This is a genomic window from Gellertiella hungarica (assembly GCF_014197145.1).
GTDB classification, from domain to species: Bacteria; Pseudomonadota; Alphaproteobacteria; order Rhizobiales; family Rhizobiaceae; genus Gellertiella; species Gellertiella hungarica.
In genome coordinates this window covers 797,195-815,732 of sequence record NZ_JACIEZ010000002.1, presented here as the reverse complement: position 1 = coordinate 815,732, position 18,538 = coordinate 797,195, and the positions used below count along the sequence as shown (strand labels likewise).

At 66.3% G+C, this 18,538-nt stretch carries 15 protein-coding genes; 9 read left to right on the top strand and 6 right to left on the bottom strand.

What is annotated here, in order from left to right; translation table 11 throughout:
- Positions 1-266 precede the first annotated feature (266 nt).
- The 4 genes from GGR23_RS08355 to GGR23_RS08340 all read left to right on the top strand — a co-directional run bounded on the left by GGR23_RS08355 (position 267) and on the right by GGR23_RS08340 (position 4,599).
- Positions 267-1,022: a phosphoadenylyl-sulfate reductase gene (locus GGR23_RS08355; RefSeq protein ID WP_183365705.1), complete on the top strand. Its 756-nt coding sequence runs from the start codon at positions 267-269 to the stop codon at positions 1,020-1,022.
- Positions 1,023-1,113: 91 nt separating this feature from the next.
- Positions 1,114-2,067, top strand: coding sequence for a sulfate adenylyltransferase subunit CysD (gene cysD, locus GGR23_RS08350; RefSeq protein WP_183365704.1), 954 nt, complete (start codon positions 1,114-1,116; stop codon positions 2,065-2,067).
- Position 2,068: 1 nt separating this feature from the next.
- Positions 2,069-3,565, top strand: coding sequence for a sulfate adenylyltransferase subunit CysN (cysN, locus tag GGR23_RS08345; RefSeq protein ID WP_183365703.1), 1,497 nt, complete (start codon positions 2,069-2,071; stop codon positions 3,563-3,565).
- A gap of 497 nt (positions 3,566-4,062) precedes the next feature.
- Complete coding sequence (locus GGR23_RS08340; protein ID WP_210296892.1) at positions 4,063-4,599, top strand: M15 family metallopeptidase; 537 nt, start codon at positions 4,063-4,065, stop codon at positions 4,597-4,599.
- A gap of 65 nt (positions 4,600-4,664) precedes the next feature.
- On the opposite strand, the gene GGR23_RS08335 is transcribed toward GGR23_RS08340, so the two are convergent.
- The 3 genes from GGR23_RS08335 to GGR23_RS08325 all read right to left on the bottom strand — a co-directional run bounded on the left by GGR23_RS08335 (position 4,665) and on the right by GGR23_RS08325 (position 6,852).
- Complete coding sequence (locus GGR23_RS08335) at positions 4,665-4,976, bottom strand: TFIIB-type zinc ribbon-containing protein (protein WP_210296891.1); 312 nt, start codon at positions 4,974-4,976, stop codon at positions 4,665-4,667.
- Between the two features lie 206 nt (positions 4,977-5,182).
- The gene (locus tag GGR23_RS08330) at positions 5,183-5,812 is read right to left on the bottom strand and encodes a LysE family translocator (RefSeq protein ID WP_183365701.1); all 630 of its coding nucleotides are present in this window, start codon (positions 5,810-5,812) and stop codon (positions 5,183-5,185) included.
- 134 nt (positions 5,813-5,946) lie between these two features.
- Complete coding sequence (locus GGR23_RS08325) at positions 5,947-6,852, bottom strand: DUF1499 domain-containing protein (RefSeq protein ID WP_183365700.1); 906 nt, start codon at positions 6,850-6,852, stop codon at positions 5,947-5,949.
- Positions 6,853-7,167: 315 nt separating this feature from the next.
- On the opposite strand from GGR23_RS08325, the gene GGR23_RS08320 reads away from it, so the two are divergent.
- A complete protein-coding gene (locus GGR23_RS08320; RefSeq protein WP_183365699.1) occupies positions 7,168-7,638 on the top strand; it encodes a hypothetical protein in 471 nt (156 codons plus the stop codon).
- 312 nt (positions 7,639-7,950) lie between these two features.
- Here GGR23_RS08320 and GGR23_RS08315 read toward each other — a convergent pair whose 3' ends face one another.
- Positions 7,951-8,574 (bottom strand): LysE family translocator, encoded by a 624-nt coding sequence (locus tag GGR23_RS08315; RefSeq protein WP_183365698.1) that lies wholly within the window; start codon positions 8,572-8,574, stop codon positions 7,951-7,953.
- Between the two features lie 386 nt (positions 8,575-8,960).
- A complete protein-coding gene (gene ppdK / locus GGR23_RS08310; RefSeq protein WP_183365697.1) occupies positions 8,961-11,636 on the bottom strand; it encodes a pyruvate, phosphate dikinase in 2,676 nt (891 codons plus the stop codon).
- Between the two features lie 449 nt (positions 11,637-12,085).
- Here ppdK and GGR23_RS08305 point away from each other — a divergent pair, with 449 nt between their 5' ends.
- The 4 genes from GGR23_RS08305 (at position 12,086) to GGR23_RS08290 (ending at position 13,724) form a co-directional block, all read left to right on the top strand.
- Positions 12,086-12,295 (top strand): cold-shock protein, encoded by a 210-nt coding sequence (locus GGR23_RS08305; protein WP_183365696.1) that lies wholly within the window; start codon positions 12,086-12,088, stop codon positions 12,293-12,295.
- Positions 12,296-12,477: 182 nt separating this feature from the next.
- Entirely contained in the window at positions 12,478-12,717 is a 240-nt protein-coding gene (gene rpsU, locus GGR23_RS08300) for a 30S ribosomal protein S21 (protein WP_183365793.1), read from the top strand.
- 96 nt (positions 12,718-12,813) lie between these two features.
- Entirely contained in the window at positions 12,814-13,041 is a 228-nt protein-coding gene (locus GGR23_RS08295; RefSeq protein WP_183365695.1) for a hypothetical protein, read from the top strand.
- Positions 13,042-13,331: 290 nt separating this feature from the next.
- Complete coding sequence (locus GGR23_RS08290; protein ID WP_183365694.1) at positions 13,332-13,724, top strand: GFA family protein; 393 nt, start codon at positions 13,332-13,334, stop codon at positions 13,722-13,724.
- Positions 13,725-14,870: 1,146 nt separating this feature from the next.
- Here GGR23_RS08290 and smc read toward each other — a convergent pair.
- On the bottom strand, positions 14,871-18,329 hold the full coding sequence (smc, locus tag GGR23_RS08285; RefSeq protein ID WP_183365693.1) for a chromosome segregation protein SMC: 3,459 nt from the start codon (positions 18,327-18,329) through the stop codon (positions 14,871-14,873).
- Positions 18,330-18,538: the final 209 nt, after the last annotated feature.

The window sequence follows — 18,538 nt, the reverse complement described above, 5'->3', positions numbered from 1 at the left end:
CATGCCTGGAAGCGTGTCTGGTCCATCCTCCCGGCCTATCGCAAAGCCCGGAAAAAGACAATGATTCAATGGTTCTGGACAGGCATAATCTACTGATTTTGTAGACATTTCAAGAGGGTGATCCCCGCTCCCTTGTTTCGCCGCAGCACGAAAGCGGGGTGATATTTGCTCTACCCCCCTCGAATATCGCAAAGCCATTTCCTCCCTTTGCCCTTCGCAGCTGCAATAATGGCAGCACTGAAAGACATTGCCCGGGAATTCCTGACATGACCGATCGTTTCGAAGCCACGCCCGCCTTTGCCGATGCGCTTGACCGCGCGCTTGCCGCCCTGCCGCTGGAAGAGCGGCTGGCGCATGTGGCGGCGCTGGGGGCGCGGGCGGTTTTCACCACCTCGCTCGGAATCGAGGATCAGGTCATCACCGCGGCCATCGGGCTGAACCGGCTGGAGATTGCGGTTTCCACGCTGGAAACCGGCCGCCTCTTCAAGGAAACCGTGGACCTGATCGGCGAGACGGAAGAGCGCTTCGGCCTTTCCATCCGGCTTTACCGGCCGGAGCAGGCGGATGTGGACGCCTATGCGGCGCAATATGGCCTCAACGGCTTTTACGACAGCGTCGAGGCCCGCCATGCCTGCTGCGGCGTGCGCAAGCTGAAGCCGCTTGCCCGCGCGCTCGAGGGCGCCGGCATCTGGATCACCGGCCTTCGCCGCGGCCAGTCCGGCAACCGCGCCACGACGCCCTTTGCCGAATTCGACGCGGAGCGCAACCTCATCAAGGTCAATCCGCTGGCCGACTGGTCGATCGAGGACATCAATGCCTATGTGGAAGCCCATGCGGTGCCGGTCAACCCGCTGCACAAGCGCGGCTATCCTTCCATCGGTTGCGAGCCCTGTACCCGCGCCATCAAGCCCGGCGAGCCGGAGCGCGCCGGCCGCTGGTGGTGGGAGCAGGACGAGAAGCGCGAATGCGGCCTGCACGTGGCCGAAGCCGCCGCCTCCTCCTCCCTTCCCGAACCGGCCTGAGCCGCACACGAACACATCGCAACCGACCTTTTACCCCCGCCGGCCCGATCCTCCCGAGACGCCGGACCAGGGGACATCACTGGAGTAACCCATGCCCGACACCCGCCCGGACGTCGAACTGAAGAACCCGGCTCCGTCCAAGCCGCCCCTCGATCCGCATCTGAAGGCGCTCGAAAACGAGGCGATCCACATCTTCCGTGAAGTGGCCGCCGAATTCGAACGCCCCGTGATGCTCTATTCCATCGGCAAGGACTCGTCCGTGCTGCTGCATCTGGCGCGCAAGGCCTTCTATCCCGGCCGCGTGCCCTTCCCGCTGGTGCACATCAACACCGGCTGGAAATTCCCGGAAATGATCGACTTCCGCGACGAGACCGCGAAGCGCTACGACCTCGATCTCATCGAGCACCGCAACCCGCGCGGCGTGGCGGAGAACATCACGCCCTTCACCCACGGCTCGGCGCTCTATACCGACATCATGAAGACCGAGGCGCTGCGCCAGGCGCTCGATGCCGGCCAGTATGACGCGGCCTTCGGCGGCGCGCGCCGCGACGAGGAAGCCTCCCGCGCCAAGGAGCGCATCTATTCCTTCCGCACGCCCGACCACAAGTGGGACCCGCGCAACCAGCGCCCCGAGCTGTGGAACGTCTATAACGGCATGATCCGCAAGGGAGAGAGCGTGCGCGCCTTCCCGCTCTCCAACTGGACCGAGGTGGATATCTGGCGCTACATCCAGGCGGAAGACATTCCGCTGGTGCCGCTCTACTACGCCAAGAAGCGCAAGTTCGTGGAGCGCGACGGCATGCTGCTCTGGGCGGAAGATCCGCGCTTCGAGGCGCTGCCGGGCGAACAGGTCCAGGAGGATTACATCCGCTTCCGCACGCTCGGCTGCTGGCCGCTCACCGGCGCCATCCGCTCCACCGCCTCCAATCTGGAAGAGGTGATCGCCGAGCTTGAAATTGCAACCGTCTCCGAACGCCAGGGCCGCGCCATCGACCGCGATCAGGCCGGCTCCATGGAAAAGAAGAAACGCGAAGGGTATTTCTGAGATGTCCGCAACCGCCACCGCCGCGCTCGCAGCCAGCGCCACCGTCACCAGCCTTCCCCATGCGGAAACGGCTCCCGTCGTGCGCGATACCCGCCCGCTTCGTCTCATCACCTGCGGTTCCGTGGATGACGGCAAGTCGACGCTGATCGGCCGTCTCCTGTGGGATACCAAGGCCGTCAAGGAAGACCAGGCCGCCTCGCTTCACCGCGACAGCGGCAAGCAGAACGATCTCGGCCTGCCCGATTTCGCGCTGCTGCTCGACGGTCTCCAGGCCGAGCGGGAACAGGGCATCACCATCGATGTCGCCTACCGCTACTTCTCCACCGACAAGCGCTCCTTCATCGTTGCCGATACGCCCGGCCACGAGCAGTATACCCGCAACATGGCGACCGGCGCTTCCACCGCCGATCTCGCCGTGCTGCTGGTCGATGCGCGCGCCGGCCTTCTCGAACAGACCCGCCGCCACGCCACCATCGCCTCGCTGATGGGCATCCGCCAGTTCGTGCTGGCCGTGAACAAGATCGACCTGACCGGCTACGACCGCGCGGGCTTCGAGAAGATCGCCCATGATTTCAAGGAGCTGGCGCTCTCGCTCGGCATCCGCCAGGTGACCGCCATCCCGATGTCGGCGCTGAAGGGCGAGAATGTCGTCTATCGCGGCACCGATGCCATGCCCTGGTATGAAGGCCCGACGCTGGTCGAAACGCTGGAGCTCGCCACCGTCCGCTCCGCCCAGACCGTCGGCTTCCGCCTGCCGGTGCAGCGCGTGTCCCGCCCCGGCGAAAGCTTCCGCGGCTATCAGGGCACCGTCGCCGGCGGCTCGGTGAAGCCGGGCGACAGCGTCGCCATCCTGCCTTCGGGCATGATCGCCAACGTCACCAAGATCGTCACCTTCGACCTGGTGCGCAACGCCGCCGTGGCCGGCGATGCCATCACGCTGGTGCTCGACCGGCAGGTGGACGTCGCGCGCGGCGACATGATCGTCTCGCTGGAAAGCCAGCCGCAGATCGGCCTCGCCTTCGATGCGCAGATCGTGGCGCTCCAGCCCTCCGGCATCGAACCCGGCAAGCGCTACTGGCTGAAGAGCGGCTCCCGCCGCCAGCGCGTCACCGTGCAGCCGGCCAGCCAGCTCGACCTCAAGACGGGCAAGTGGCACCACCACGCCGAAGCGCTTCCCATGAACGCCATCGGCAAGGTGCATCTCGCCTTCGACGAGATCGCGATCTTCGATCCCTACGAGCAGAACCGCACCACCGGCGCCTTCATCCTCATCGACCCCGACACCAACAACACGGTGGCCGGCGGCATGATCACCGCACGGCGCAACGACATCGGCGGCATCCACGAGAACGACCGCCGCGTCATCCTCTCGCTCCCGGCCGACCTCGCCGACCAGATCATGGCCAGCGAAGCCTTCGCCAACCGCCGCGACGAGGTGGACATCCGCCGCACCACCGCCGGCCGCGCCGCGGAACTGCTGGACGATCTGGACAACTGATGCCGTAGAGGGCGCCCGCGGGGCGCCCTTTTTGCTTATGCGGGTCGCGGGGGATTGGCCGTGCCTCGCACGGCGTCGCGTTTGCCGATGCGCACCCCCCTCTGTCGGCTTCGCCGACATCTCCCCCTCAAGGGGGGAGATCGGCCGTGCCTCGCACTGTGTTTCCTTTGCCGCACCGCACCCCCCTCTGCCCTGCCGGGCATCTCCCCCTCAAGGGGGGAGATCGGGAGGGGGTTGATGTGGGCAGTCCCCATCACCCCTTCAGCAACTGAGACGTTTGTTGTTTGGGGAAAGCAAAAACCGCGGAGTCGATCTCCCCCCTTGAGGGGGAGATGTCCCGGCAGGGACAGAGGGGGGTGCAGCACGGCAAACGCGACGCCCCCCCAACGGGGATGACCGTCCCCGGAAAACCAGCAAAATCAATACCCGCCTCCTGTTCTCATCCCCCCGCACCGGGGCCGTGGGATGATGGCATCATCAGGCAAGGAGGCAAGATGATGGATGGGATGGAGGCTCTGGAGGGCCGGTTTCGGGAGCGCGTGGAGAAGGTGCTGGGCGACCTGAGGGACGACGGGCTGGAGATGCGGGTGACGCAAGGGGTGCGCACGCCGCTGGAACAGGCGCGGCTGTGGCGGCAGTCGCGGAGCCGCGAGGAAATCCGGGCGGCGATGCAGCACCTGAAGCAGGCGGGGGCCTACTACTTGGCCGAGGTGCTGGACGAGGCCGGGCGGTGCCACGGGCCGCCGGTGACGAAGGCGCTGCCGGGGCTTTCCTGGCACCAGTGGGGCGAGGCGGTGGATTGCGTGTGGATCGTCGATGGCGTGGCGGAATGGTCGCTGGCCCGGATCGTGAACCGCGACAACGGCTATCACGCCTGGGCAAGGGCGGCGGAGGCGGCGGGGCTGGTGGCGGGCGGGCTGTGGCCGCGCTTTTCCGACTGGCCGCATGTGCAGATGCGGCGCGAGGCCTCGCCGCTCATCGCCGGCCACTCGCTGAAGGAGATCGACGAGGCGATGCAGGCCCGCTTCGCCTGAAAGACCCTGCGGAAACGAAGGGGCGCGGACGGAAAACCGCCCGCGCCCCTGCCGTGCCTGTCCCGTCAGTCGAAGAGTTCCTCGAGGAAGCTCTTCTTGCGCTTGTGGTAATAGGGCTGCTGCGGATAGCCCTGCTGGGGCGGATAGCCCTGGGGCTGGCTGTATTGCGGCTGGGGCTGGGGCTGCGATTGGGGCTGGGCCGGCGCGGCCGCGGGTGCCGCCGGCACGCTTCGCTCGATGATCTTGTCCAGTTCCCCACGATCGAGCCACACGCCGCGGCATTGCGGGCAGTAATCGATCTCGATGCCCTGGCGCTCGCTCATCACCAGGTTCACCCGGCACATCGGGCATTGCATTCCGTTAACGCCATGATTCATGGTCTTGTTCACTCCGATTGACAGTCCGCTCGCAAGGGGACGTGGGGAGCGAAGGCCCGAAGTTCAAGCCATGGGGTGGGTGCGGCCCCTCGCCGCCCCGTCATCGCCACGCCCGGACCGGCAACCCGCCACGCCCTCGGGCTGGAGCGTCAGAAGCCGCAGCGTTGCGTGGAAACAAGCCAGGATCGCCCGTAGCATGGCCGGCCTCACAAGGGTGAAAGCGCCAGATGGACGCCGAGGCAGACGATCAGGACCCCGCCGGCAAGCCGGGCGAGCGCGGCCGATTGCGCGGCCGTCTTCACCCGGTGGCGCACGATCCCCGCCGTCAGCACCACGCCGGTCTCGATCCCCGAAAGCAGTATGTTGGCGACAATGCCCAGAAGCAGCAGCTGCAGCGGCACCGGCATGGCCGCATCCGGGCAGGCAAATTGCGGCAGCAGCGCCATGAAGAAGATCGCCGACTTGGGATTGAGGGCCTCCACCGCGATGCTGCGCCAGAGCGTCTGGCGCGGCGGCCGGGCGCTTGGTTCGGGCACGGCCCGGCCGAGATGGCGCGTCTTCAGCATCTTCAGCCCGATGAAGACCAGGTAGAGCGCGCCGGCAAACTGGATCACGGCAAGCGCCGCCGGAAAGGTGTGGAAGAGAAGCGCCAGGCCGCTGGCGGCCGCAAGCACATGGACATAGGCGCCGATATGCACGCCGAGCACCGATTGCAGGCCGGCGCGGCGGCCACCGTAAAGGGCCTCCGCCGCCACATAGAGCATCGCCGGCCCCGGCACGATGCCGACGAGCAGGATGGTGCCGGCAAAGGTCAATGCCTGGCTGGGTACGATCATGGCGCTCCTCCCTTGGAGCATCCATCGTATTATTCTTAATTTCGACTTTGAATATGTGTGAATGGATTAGTCCAAGATTGGACGACGCCGGAGCGGGAAGAGCCCCGCCCCGCGCACGGGGCTTTTCTCAACCTTCAGCTTCCCGCAATGCCCAGCAGCTCGGCATCCAGCGCCCGAAGGTAGGATTCCGCGATCTCCGCGCCCATGCCGAAATCCCGGTTGCCATAGCGGGCAGCCACGCGGATATCCACGGAGGTTGTCTCGGCATCCTCGCGCAGGCGGATGACCACGTCGAAGGGCAGGCCCAGGACGAGCGTCTTCTTCTCGCCCTGCAGCAGCACGTCGCCGCGCGGCACCGGTCCCAGCGCGGCATCGGGCCGCTCCAGCGGAACCGGGCCGATGGCCGGCGTTTCGGCCGGCGCATCGCCGACGGCGGCGGTATCCGGCCTTTCGGGAAGCGGCGCATCCTCCAGGTCCACCGCCTTCTCGATGCCGCTTTCGGACAGGATGGCGATGCGCTCCTGCGCCGCCACCTTGGTCACGGCCCGGTAGACGCGGTCGAGCGCCCCCTCGTAGCGCCGTCCGGTGAGATCGGGATAGGCGGTTTCGGCCCGGGCAATCGCCGCGGGCGACCGGTCCGGCGGAGGCAGGAAGACCTGGTTTGCCCTGGGCGGCTCGATCCAGGCGGGCGGCTCGCGCCGGTCGGTGGAAATGTCGGCTATATCCGGCGTCGTCCGCGCACCCTCGACCGCAAGCCCCACGAGCGAAAGCGGCAGCAGCGAGACGAGGAGCGCCCGCATGGCCGCAAGCCCGCCTTCGGCGCCGACCTGCCAGAGCCGCTGCAGCCCGACGAGCGCGAAGACCACCGCCGCCGCGGCAAAGACCGCCGACACCATCACCAGCGCCACGAAGGAGGGGGTGGCGATCAGCCCGAAGCGATGCGTCACCAGCGCCGCCAGCGTCAGAAGGAAGCCCATGTGGCCGAGGCGCCGGGCCAGATAGGCCGAGCGCGAAACGGGCCTTTCGAAGCGGATCATCATGGAGGCGGCAATCCTCGGCTTTCTGGACGGTCTCGGATAGGTCCACCCTTTCTAGTCGAGATTCGCGGCCTTGGCGACGCGCTTTTCCGCGGGTGCCCTGCCCCTCCGCTGGCGCGCATCTGCGGATTTCCGCAGCTGCAAGATGAAACAAACGTTAATTTTCATGGTTAATGAATTCTTGATTGTCTCAAAATGACCACGCTTTGCTGGCAACGAGGCCAGACGGCGGGGGGATGAACTGACGGACGGATGCGGGATGGCGGGCTTGTCCCCGTTGCCGCGCACCGGTCCGGCCCCATGAAGGAGCCCTTTCAGATGATGGATGCCACCCGCTTCAGCCCTGCCTCGACCGCCCGCGGGAGCGAGCCGCCGCCTGCGCTCGCCGCACCGCGCCGCTTCGACCCGTCCCCCGTGCTTCATGGCACGATCCTGCCCTCGCTTCTGGAAGAGGCCGTGCTGGAGCTCGAGCTTTCGCTCGCCCATTTCCACCACGAGGGAGATTTCGTCGACGAGGTGCGCCGGGCGGCAGAGGCCGTCGGCGGCGTCTACCTGTTCGAACTGCCGGCAAGCAGCCTCCTGCCCAATGCCCGGCGGATTGCGGTGCTGTCGCTGCCCACGGGCAACAGCTGGCTGACCGTCTTTGCCTGCCTGGACGAAGGCGATGACGGCATCCGCATCGAGATGCCCGACGATCGCAGCCAGCCGATCGAGCGGTTCGCGGAAAGCTTCGTGGGACTTCTCGGACGGCTTCATCAGTACAGCCTGCCGGCACCGGTTGCGGGCTGAACGCCGGCCCGTGGGGCAAAAGATCAGGAGTGGACGAGAGCGGGTCCTGCCCGTCCCTCGCCCCAGCCGGACCAGATTCCGGCGCTCCTGACAAGATGTGCCAACATACCTGCCCTGGGGTAACACATGGTCAAGACAGGCGGCCGGATGTCCTTTATCGAGGGGCGGCTCTGGCGCGTGCCGCCCGGCCATCGCGACGCCCCACCCTAGGATGGACGGCGCTTGTTCCGTAATTCTCTAATTTAGATTAATCTTGTTTTCATGTGGCTTTCGCACCCGTTCAAGGGTGCGGCGGGGATGACGCCTCCCCCATCAGCCCGGGAGCAGGATATGCATGCCGAGCCCGACCAGCAGCGAGCCGCCGCCGAGCTGGACCTTGCGCATCATGCCGCCCTTCTCGCGCAGGCTGGAGCGCAGGCAGCGCGCGCACAGCATGCTGGCCACATCCCCCACCGAAGCGGTGAGGCTCAGCAGCAGGCCGAAGAGCACGAGCCTGGCCACCGGATTTTCGTCCTGCGGATCGACATAGCGTGGCAGCTGGGTCATGAAAAACATCGCCGTGGTCGGGTTCAGCACCTCCACCCAGGCGCTTTGACGCAACGACCGGCGGTCATGTGTCTCGGGAACATCAGGATCGGACAGATGGGCATCGGCGACCTGCATGATGACGGAAAAGCCGAGCCACAGAAGATAGAGGGCGCCGACGATGCGGATGGCGGCATAGACCCGGGGCATGACCGCCAGCGCCAGGGAAATGCTGGCGACCGCCGCCAGCACATGGACATACCGCCCGAGATGCAGGCCGAGGGCCGCCTGCCGGCCGGCACCCGGGCCATTGGCCAGGGTCTGCCCGGCGACATACAGCATGGCCGGTCCCGGAATGAGGGAAATCAGAAAACTCGAAATCCAGACATTGATGAACGTGGTTGAAGCCATGGCGCACTCCCGATGAACATGCGCTTGGTCTTAAATTATTTGTTTCGGAAATGACGCGGTTCGGTTTGGACTAGTCCAACGGGTTTTCCGCCCTTGGGGAAAAGATCAGGAGGGGGCGAGAGCGGGGTTCCCCTTTCCCTCGCCCATGCCGGACCAGTCTCCGGCACTCCTGACAAGATGTGGCAACAAACCTGCCCGCTGGGAAACACAGGTAGCAAGGCAGGCGACCGGCGATGCGGCGAAGGGCTGGCCACCCTGCCCCGCGTTCCCGGCCTGTCGGCACGACGCCTCAATCTAGGGTGAGAGGGGGCGTCACGAAACTCTCTAATTTAGACTAGTCTTTCTTTGAAGCCCCCGCACCCGAAGGGCCCAGAGTTGGACGACGCTCAGGCGCGGGCATTGCCCGCCTTGATGGCGGCCTGCGCGGCGGCAAGCCGGGCGATCGGCACGCGGAAGGGCGAGCAGGAAACATAGTCGAGCCCGATCGACTCGCAGAAATGGATCGAGGTCGGGTCGCCGCCATGCTCGCCGCAGATGCCGAGCTTCATTTCCGGCCGGGTCAGCCGCCCGCGCTGCGCGGCGATGCGGATGAGCTCGCCGACGCCATCGAAATCCAGCGAGATGAAGGGATCGTGATCGATGATGCCCTTGCGGATATAGGTGTTGATGAAGTTGGAGGCATCGTCGCGCGAGATGCCGAAGGTGGTCTGCGTGAGGTCGTTGGTGCCGAAGGAGAAGAACTCCGCCGCTTCCGCGATCGAATGGGCGCGCAGCGCTGCGCGCGGCAGCTCGATCATGGTGCCGACCAGATAGTCGATCTCCATGCCGGCCTCGTCCATCACGGCGCGGGCGATGGCATCGATGCGGCCCTTGACGTAATCGAGCTCGGCGCGCAGGCCGACCAGCGGCACCATGATCTCGGGCGAGACGAGCTCGCCCGTCTGGCGGGCGGCTGCGACGGCCGCCTCGAAGATGGCGCGCGCCTGCATCTCGACGATTTCGGGATGGGAAATGGCCAGCCGGCAGCCGCGATGGCCGAGCATGGGGTTGAATTCGTGCAGCGCATCCACCCGCTCGCGCAGGCTCTGCGCCTCCATGCCCATGGCCGCCGCGACCTCCGCGATCTCCGTATCGGATTTCGGCAGGAACTCGTGCAGCGGCGGATCGAGCAGGCGGATCGTCACCGGCTGGCCGTGCATGATGGAGAAGAGCTCGGTGAAATCCGAGCGCTGCATGGGCAGCAGCTTGTCGAGCGCGGCCCGGCGCCCGGCCTCCGTCTCGGCAAGGATCATGTCGCGCATCACATGGATGCGGTCGCCCTCGAAGAACATGTGCTCCGTGCGGCAAAGGCCGATGCCCTCCGCCCCGAAGGAGCGGGCGGCGCGCGCATCCTGCGGCGTATCGGCATTGGTGCGAACGGTCATGCGGCGGGCGGCATCCGCCCATTCCATGATCAGGCCGAAATCGCCGGACAGCTCCGGCTGGAGCATGGGCACCTCGCCCTTCAGCACCTGGCCGGAGGAGCCGTCGATGGTGATGACGTCGCCCCTCTTCAGCTTGACGCCGAGCCCGATCAGCAGGCCGTTGTGGAAATCGACGCGCATGCTGCCGGCGCCCGTCACGCAGGGAATGCCCATGCCGCGGGCCACCACCGCCGCATGGGAGGTCATGCCGCCGCGGGTGGTGAGAATGCCTTCCGCCGCATGCATGCCGTGGATGTCTTCGGGGCTGGTTTCCATGCGCACGAGGATGACCTTGCGGCCTTCCGCTTCCGCCGCCACCGCATCTTCCGAGGTGAAGACGATTTCCCCCGTCGCCGCCCCCGGCGAGGCGGGAAGGCCGGAGCCGATGACCTGCCGCTCCACCCGGGGATCGATGGTGGGGTGCAGCAGCTGGTCGAGCGAGGCGGGATCGATGCGCGAGACGGCCTCCGCCCTGGTGATCAGCCCCTCTTCCACCATGTCGACGGCGATCTTCATCGCAGCCTTGGCGGTGCGCTTGCCGGAGCGGGTCTGCAACATCCACAGCTTGCCGCGCTCGATGGTGAATTCGAGATCCTGCATGTCGCGGTAATGGGCCTCGAGCCGGTCGCAGATGGTGCGGAAATCGGCGAATGCCTCCGGCATCAGCTTTTCCAGCGAGGGCTTTTCGGAGCCGGACGCCAGCCGCGAGGCCTCGGTGATCGATTGCGGCGTGCGGATGCCCGCCACCACGTCCTCCCCTTGCGCATTGACGAGGAACTCGCCGTAGAGCTCCTTCTCCCCCGTCGACGGGTTGCGCGTGAAGGCAACGCCGGTCGCGGAATTGTTGCCCATGTTGCCGAAGACCATGGCCTGCACGTTGACCGCCGTGCCCCAGTCCGCGGGGATGTTGTGCAGCATGCGGTAGGTGACGGCGCGCGGGTTCATCCAGCTCTGGAACACGGCCGCAATGGCCTTCCACAGCTGGATGCCGGGATCCTGCGGGAAGGGCTCGCCCAGCTCGTCGGCCACCATCTCCTTGTAGAGCCGCGTGACATGCTGCCATTCGACGGCGGAAAGCTCCGTATCGTATTCATGGCCGAGACGGGCCTTCTCGTCTTCCAGGATCTCCTCGAAGACCTCGTGATCGAGCCCCATGACGACGGCGCCATACATCTGGATGAAGCGGCGATAGCTGTCCCAGGCAAAGCGGGCATCGCCCGCATCGTGGCCGAGCGCCTGCACCGTCTCGTCGTTCAGCCCGAGGTTCAGCACCGTATCCATCATGCCGGGCATGGAGGCGCGCGCGCCGGAGCGCACCGACAGAAGCAGCGGATGGCGCGGATCGCCGAAACCGCGGCCGGTCGCCTCCTCGATGCCGCGCAGGGCCTCGCCCACCTGGGCGCGCAGCGCATCGGGAAAGCTGCGCTGATGGCGGTTGAACCAGGCGCAGGCCTCCGTGGTGATCGTCAGGCCGGGCGGCACGGGCAGCCCGAGGCTCGCCATCTCCGCGAGGTTCGCCCCCTTGCCGCCGAGCAGCTCCACATCGCTTGCCCGGCCCTCCGCCTTGCCATTCCCGAAGGTATAGACCCACTTCACCATTGGAATTCGTTCCCGCCTCTCCGGAAATCACGGTAATCCAATCAAAAAGGAAAGGAAATCACCCGTTTGGGTAAAATTTGTGCAGTGCGGGATAAATCTGCGCCGCTGTCGGGGAAATGACACAGGCGCCGCCTACGGCTATGGGCCACCGCCGGGCGAGAGGGCAGAAATTCCGGGCCGCGAAAACCTTCGGTCGAGCGCGGCGAAACCCCTGAAACCAAAGGGCGAAACCCGGATTGCCGGAAATCTCATTCGCCGGAAAAACCCCTTGCCAAGAAATAATTTCCGGCACGCCCTTGTAATCCGGCCACGAGAGAGTACATTATGCTCATCGCACCTTGCTAGCGACGTTTGCTCGACCCTTCACGGCTCTTCAGATTTCCTTCATCGTCGATCTACCCGCCCGGGGACGAATGCCGGGCATTCCAACGATTGAAAGGAATCGTTTCATGAACACAGGCACCGTAAAGTGGTTCAACAGCACCAAGGGTTTCGGCTTCATCGAGCCGGAAAACGGCAGCCAGGACGTTTTCGTCCACATCTCCGCCGTTGAACGCGCTGGCATGCGCGGTCTCGCAGAGGGCCAGAAGGTCCGCTTCGACATCGTTCAGGACAAGCGTTCCGGCAAGAGCTCTGCAGACAACCTGCAGACTGCCTAACACGAATTTCATTGCCCGCGTGACCACGGATGTACTGGCACGCGATGCGGCGATGATCCGGAAGGTCGGGAGCAGTCCCGGCCTTTTGCTTTTTAGGGCTCCGGCATGCCGGAAGGCAGGGCCGTCCGAGCGTTCTTCCAGAAGCCATGAAACGCGGCGCCAGCCGCAAGAGGAGATTGTTTTTGCAAGTAATCGTTAGAGAAAACAATGTGGAACAGGCCCTCCGGGTCCTGAAGAAGAAGATGCAGCGGGAAGGTCTTTTCCGCGAGATGCGGGCGCGCAGCGCCTATGAGAAGCCGTCGGAAAAGCGTGCCCGCGAAAAGGCCGATGCCATCCGCCGCGCGCGCAAGCTGGCGCGCAAGAAGATGCAGCGCGAAGGCCTGCTGCCCGGCCCGAAGGCGAAGACGCCGCGCGGCCGCTAAGGCTCGCCGACCACCTTTGCCGGGCCTTCCGGCCCTTTCCCGACCGCCCATCCCGAAGGGGCCTGCGCCCCTTCCCGTCCAACGGAGACACGAAACATGGAAACCGCCAAGGACACGTTCTTCAAGCCCACCAAGATTTCCGCCGAGGCAAAGGCCGACAAGACCAACGAGACGGCGCGCCAGATCCTCGCCGCCGAGGTGCGCGCCCGCGAGAAGAAGACCGAAGCGCTGCGCGCGCTCCGCCTTGCCGCCGCCCCCGCCGAGGAGCCCGCGCCCGCCCCGCGCAAGAAGGCCGCTTCCGCCAAGCGCAAGACCGCCCGCTGAGGCATGTATTCCGGGCGTCCACGGCCCCCCGCCCGCCTGCCTTCGCTGTGGCGCACCTCGACGCCATCAGGCGCATGATGCGAGAGCCACGGCACCGCCCGCCGGGCCGGGTTTTTGGGCTCTCGTGATCCGCCGTTTGCCTCTCTTCCGTGGCAGGCCTATGGTCCGGCGACGGGAGGAGGACGGCGCCACCCCGCCGTGCGTTTCCCGCTCATGTGACTTGCTGTCTGCATCCCTTCCTGGTGCCTCGGCGTTTGGGGATGACTGAAACGCGACGGGAGGAGAACCACATGGAAAGCGTTACCGGCGGCTGTCTTTGCGGCCGCGTCCGCCTCGTGGCCCACGGCCGCCCCTATCGGGTCGGCCTCTGCCATTGCCTCGATTGCCGCAAGCATCACGGCGCCCTCTTCCACGCCTCGGCCATCTTTCCTGCCGATGCCGTCCGCATCGAGGGCGAGACCAACGCCTTTGCCGGCCGCCACTTCTGCCCGGCCTGCGGCTCTTCCGTCTTTTCCGTCAGTGGCGACGAGACCGAGGTCAATCTCGGCACGCTCGACGAGCCGAACCGCTTCATCCCCACCTACGAACTCTGGACCATCCGCCGCGAAACCTGGCTCCCGCCCTTCCCGCTCTCCCGCCACCACGACCGGGATCGCGACAGCGACGGCCGCAGCGAGGGGTGAGAGACATCACCGGATGCGCCATGCGGCGGGGCGTAGAGATTGCCGTGCTGCATTTTCCTTTGCCTCGCGTGGCGTGGAGTTTGCCGGGCTGCACCCCCCTCTGCCCCTGCCGGGGCATCTCCCCCTCAAGGGGGGAGATCGAGTGTGCCCCGCACGGCGTCGCGTTTGCCGTGCCGCACCCCCCTCTGTCCCTACCGGGACATCTCCCCCTCACGGGGGGAGATCGAGTGTGCCTCGCACGGCGTCGCGTTTGCCGCACCGCCCCCCCCCTCTGTCCCTGCCGGGACATCTCCCCCTCAAGGGGGGAGATCGAGTGTGCCCCGCACGGCGTCGCGTTTGCCGTGCCGCACCCCCCTCTGCCCCTGCCGGGGCATCTCCCCCTCAAGGGGGGAGATCGACTTCGCGGTTTTTGATTTCCCCAGACAACAAACGTCTCATCCGCAGAAACGTCTGCTGGGGACTGCCATCATAAACCCCATCCCGATCTCCCCCCTTGAGGGGGAGATGCCCGGCAGGGCAGAGGGGGGTGCGGTGCCTCAAACTCGACGGTTTGCAGGGCAGAGGGGGGTGCGGCGCCTCAAACTCGGCGACATGCAGGCCAGAGGAAGGTCGCATCGGCAAACTCAGAGCCCGCCCCTCACCCCTCCACCAGCTCCGCTGCCGTCTGCCGCTGCCAGAAGCGGACCGAGTGCCTCCAGTTGCGCCGACACAAGTCCCACTCTTAATCGGCCCCATGGCTCCACGACAGAATCACTGCCCTCAGGAAGGAAGCTGATTGCTTTCCCACTTTTTCTGATGCCAAATCCGTAAACTTTATTCCCGCGATACATCCTGGAACCCACAGACACGACCAGGGACAGGAACGTCTTACTGAATGCAGTTTCACAACTGCAGACTATCTGGTAGAATTTCGACAGGAACATAACGAGAAAGTGATTATTATGAACACAGATTTGAAAGAGCGTCTCATAGAAAATATTTCAAAAACAAATAAGAAAATTGACGACCTTTACGGTCACGACGGCAATCTTATCCCCCGATACCACATTAAGATTACTCTGGTCGGGGAGTGGATCGACATGACCTCGCGCCTCGAAGAATGTTGGCGGAGGAAGATTGCGATGTGCGAAGCGACCTTAACGTCCCTCAACCCTCCACCAGCTCCGCTGCCGTCTGCAGATCCACGCTGACGAGCTGGGATACCCCCTGTTCGGCCATGGTGACGCCGAAGAGGCGGTTCATGCGGGCCATGGTGATGGGGTTGTGGGTGATGACGATGAAGCGGGTTTCGGTGGAGGCCGCCATTTCGTCCATGAGGTTGCAGTAGCGCTCCACGTTGTGGTCGTCGAGGGGCGCGTCCACCTCGTCCAGCACGCAGATCGGCGCGGGGTTCGTCAGGAACACCGCGAAGATGAGCGCCATGGCGGTGAGTGCCTGTTCGCCGCCCGAGAGCAGCGTCATGGTCTGCGGCTTCTTCCCCGGCGGGCGGGCGAGGATTTCGAGGCCGGCATCCAGCGGGTCGTCGCTTTCGATGAGCTGCAGCTCCGCCGTACCGCCGCCGAAGAGATGGGTGAAAAGCCGCTGGAACTGGGCGTTCACCACGTCGAAGGCGGCGATCAGCCGCTCGCGGCCTTCGCGGTTGAGGCTCTGGATCGCGGCGCGCAGCTTCTTGATCGCGTCGATCACGTCGTCGCGCTCGCGGATGAGGGCGGCGAGCTTTTCCGAGAGCTCGCGCGATTCCTCCTCGGCACGGAGGTTCACCGCACCCAGCCGCTCGCGCTCGATCTTCAGCCGCTCGAGTTCGCGCTCCACCTCGCGCGGATCGGGGAGTTCGTCGGCCGCACCGATGCCGGTGAAGCGGATCGCCTCGTGCGGCTCGACCGACAGCGCCTCGCGGATGCGGGCCTCGCCTTCCTGCCGGCGCTCGCGGGCGGAGACGAGCCGTTCCTCGGCGCGGCCGCGCCGTTCGCGGGCTTCGGCGAGCTCGGCAAGGGCGCGGGCGGCCAGCTGGTCGGCCTCGCGCTGGCGGGTTTCGGCCTCGGCAAGCCTGTCGGCAGCCTCGCGGCGGGCGGCTTCCGCTGCCTGCAGCGCCGACATCAGCGACCGGCGCTTTTCCTCGAATTCCTCCGGGGCCTCGTCGAGACCCGCCATTTCCTCCCGCGCCTCTTCCTCGCGCTCGCGCAGCCGCTCGATCTGGGCGGCGGCACCGGCGCCCCGGCTTTCCCAGCTCGCACGCTCCTGCCGGATCGCCAGAAGCCGGCGCTGGCGCTGGTCGTTCTCGCGGTTGAAGCCCTCGTGGCGGGCCCGCGCCTCGGCCAGCAGGCCGCGATCGGTCGCCACCACCATCTGCTGCTCGCGCAGCTTTGCCTCGATCTCGGAAAGGTCGGGCTGATCCTCCAGTTCGGCGCGCGCCTCCTCCAGCGCCTCCGCAATCTCCTCGATCTGGTTCTCGAACTGGGCGATCGTCTCGCGGATGACGTCCCGGCGGCGGAGAAGATCGCCGGAGGCGCGCTCGGCGCGGGTCAGCTCCTCGCGGGCATCCGCCACCTGGCGCTGAAGATCCCGGCTTCTGTCGCGCGCACCGGCAAGCCGGCCTTCGGCCATGCGGATCTCGTCCTCGGCAGCGCCGAGCTGCTCTTCCGCCGCGGCAAGCGCATCCTCGGCGAGCGTCCGCTCCTCCTCGATCTCCTGAAGCCGGTTCTTCTGGGCAAGGCGAAGCGCGGCTGCTCCCGGCGCATCGGCACCCGTCACATGGCCGTCCCAGCGGAACACCGCGCCCGCCTTCGTCACCAGGCGCTGGCCGGGGCGCAGCTGCTTCTGCAGGAGTTCGGCCTGCTCCGGCTCGATCACGCCGATCTGGCCGAGACGGCGGGCGAGCGCCTTCGGCGCCTGCACGTGACGGGAGAGCGGAACCGCATTGCCGGGCAGCGGCGGATCGTTGGCCGGATCGCCGTTTTCGATCCAGTGGGCCGGGGCCTCGGGATCGAGCGAGGATTGCAGGTCGTCGCCGAGCACGGCGCCGAGTGCCGCCTCGAAGCCGCGGGATACGGCAATGTCTTCCGCCACGGCGCGGAAACCGCCATCGCTTTCGTCGGCGGACAGGATCTTGCCTATGGTGCGGGCTTCCGTCTCGAGGCCGGCAAGGCGCTGGCGGGCGGCATCGAGCGGCTTGCGGGCCATGGCTTCCGCGCCCCGGGCGGCGCTGACGGCCTGTTCCAGCCCCTGAATGTCGCCGAGATGGCGCGACAGCGCCTCCTCAACCGCCTCGAGAATATCCTGCCGTTCGGCGGGATCGGGCAGGCTCTTCATCCGCTCGTCGATGGCAGCGAGCTCGCGGCTGGCCTCGGTCTTCTGATGGTCGAGACGCTGGCGGCGGTCGCCCGCATCGCGGATCGCGCGCTCCAGCTGGCCGCGGCGGGCACCCGCCTCGGCGCGCTCAGCGGTGAGCTTCTGGAAGGCCTGCTCGCTCTCGGAAAGCCGGTGCGAGGCCTCGGAGAAGGCAGCGAGGATTTCCTCCGCCGCACTGCCCGCATCGGCGAGCAGCTCATCCAGCTCCGCCTCTTCCTCGTTCAGTCTCGCAATCACGCCGGCATTTTCGGAAACGAGGCGCTCCTCGCGGGCAATGTCCTCGGCCAGATGCGACAGGCGGCGCATCAGCTCGTCGCGGCGCTTCAGCAGGCGGCCGGCATCTTCCTCCAGCTGGGCGCGGGCAAATTGCAGGCGCTGAAGGGCGGCCGCCACCTTCGCCTCCTCCTCGCGCAGTTCCGGCAGCTTGTGGGCGGCGATCGCCTGCTCCTTTGCGGCCTCCATCTGGGCCTGCGCCCGCTCGGCGACGACGACGGTCGCCTGGTTCAGCGCGCTCGTCGCCTCGGCCTCGGCCTCCTTCGCCTGCACCCAGCGGATATGCAGCAGCATGGCCTCTCGGGCGCGGATATCGGCCGACAGCATCTTGAAGCGGTTGGCCTGCCGTGCCTGCCGCTTCAGGCTTTCGATCTGGCTTTCGAGCTGCGCGACCACATCCTCCAGCCGCTCCAGATTGGTTTCGGCGGCGCGCAGGCGAAGCTCGGCCTCGTGGCGGCGCGAATGCAGGCCGGAAATGCCGGCGGCCTCTTCGAGCAACTGGCGGCGCGCCTGGGGCTTCGCCTGGATCAGCTCCCCGATCCGCCCCTGCCCGACCATCGAGGGCGAGCGCGCGCCGGTGGAGGCATCGGCAAAGAGCAGCTGCACGTCCTTGGCGCGGGCTTCCTTGCCATTGATGCGGTAGACGGAGCCCTGCTCGCGCTCGATCCGGCGCGTGACCTGGATCTCGTCGGCATCGTTGAAGGCGGCGGGCGCGGTGCGGTCGGAATTGTCGAGGAAGAGGCCCACCTCCGCCGTGTTGCGGGCGGGACGGTTGGCCGAGCCGGAAAAGATCACGTCATCCATGCCGGATGCGCGCATGTTCTTGTAGGAGTTCTCCCCCATCACCCAGCGCAGCGCCTCGACAAGGTTCGACTTGCCGCAGCCGTTCGGCCCGACGACGCCGGTCAGTCCGCGCTCGATGATGAATTCGGATGGTTCCACGAAGGACTTGAAGCCGACCAGGCGAAGCTTGTTGAACTTCATGGGGTGGCTCCAGGGGATGGGTGCGTTTGCCGATGTGCACCCCCCTCCCCCCTCGCGGCGAGCGAAGCTCGTCCGCCCGGGGAGATGTCCCGGCAGGGACAGAGGGGGGTGCGGTGCGGCACATCCGACAGCGTGCAGGGAAACACGGGGGTGCGGTCCATCACCCTCAGCCCGCTCAGCACGCGAAAACCCCGCCCCGCGCGCGGGGC

Excerpts from the sequence above, each read along its gene's own strand:
- GGR23_RS08355 (WP_183365705.1), top strand. The coding sequence starts at position 267 with ATGACCGATCGTTTCGAAGCCACGCCCGCCTTTGCCGATGCGCTTGAC.
- cysD (WP_183365704.1), top strand. The coding sequence starts at position 1,114 with ATGCCCGACACCCGCCCGGACGTCGAACTGAAGAACCCGGCTCCGTCC.
- cysN (WP_183365703.1), top strand. The coding sequence starts at position 2,069 with ATGTCCGCAACCGCCACCGCCGCGCTCGCAGCCAGCGCCACCGTCACC.
- GGR23_RS08340 (WP_210296892.1), top strand. The coding sequence starts at position 4,063 with ATGGATGGGATGGAGGCTCTGGAGGGCCGGTTTCGGGAGCGCGTGGAG.
- GGR23_RS08335 (WP_210296891.1), bottom strand. The coding sequence starts at position 4,976 with ATGAATCATGGCGTTAACGGAATGCAATGCCCGATGTGCCGGGTGAAC.
- GGR23_RS08330 (WP_183365701.1), bottom strand. The coding sequence starts at position 5,812 with ATGATCGTACCCAGCCAGGCATTGACCTTTGCCGGCACCATCCTGCTC.
- GGR23_RS08325 (WP_183365700.1), bottom strand. The coding sequence starts at position 6,852 with ATGATGATCCGCTTCGAAAGGCCCGTTTCGCGCTCGGCCTATCTGGCC.
- GGR23_RS08320 (WP_183365699.1), top strand. The coding sequence starts at position 7,168 with ATGATGGATGCCACCCGCTTCAGCCCTGCCTCGACCGCCCGCGGGAGC.
- GGR23_RS08315 (WP_183365698.1), bottom strand. The coding sequence starts at position 8,574 with ATGGCTTCAACCACGTTCATCAATGTCTGGATTTCGAGTTTTCTGATT.
- ppdK (WP_183365697.1), bottom strand. The coding sequence starts at position 11,636 with ATGGTGAAGTGGGTCTATACCTTCGGGAATGGCAAGGCGGAGGGCCGG.
- GGR23_RS08305 (WP_183365696.1), top strand. The coding sequence starts at position 12,086 with ATGAACACAGGCACCGTAAAGTGGTTCAACAGCACCAAGGGTTTCGGC.
- GGR23_RS08295 (WP_183365695.1), top strand. The coding sequence starts at position 12,814 with ATGGAAACCGCCAAGGACACGTTCTTCAAGCCCACCAAGATTTCCGCC.
- GGR23_RS08290 (WP_183365694.1), top strand. The coding sequence starts at position 13,332 with ATGGAAAGCGTTACCGGCGGCTGTCTTTGCGGCCGCGTCCGCCTCGTG.
- smc (WP_183365693.1), bottom strand. The coding sequence starts at position 18,329 with ATGAAGTTCAACAAGCTTCGCCTGGTCGGCTTCAAGTCCTTCGTGGAA.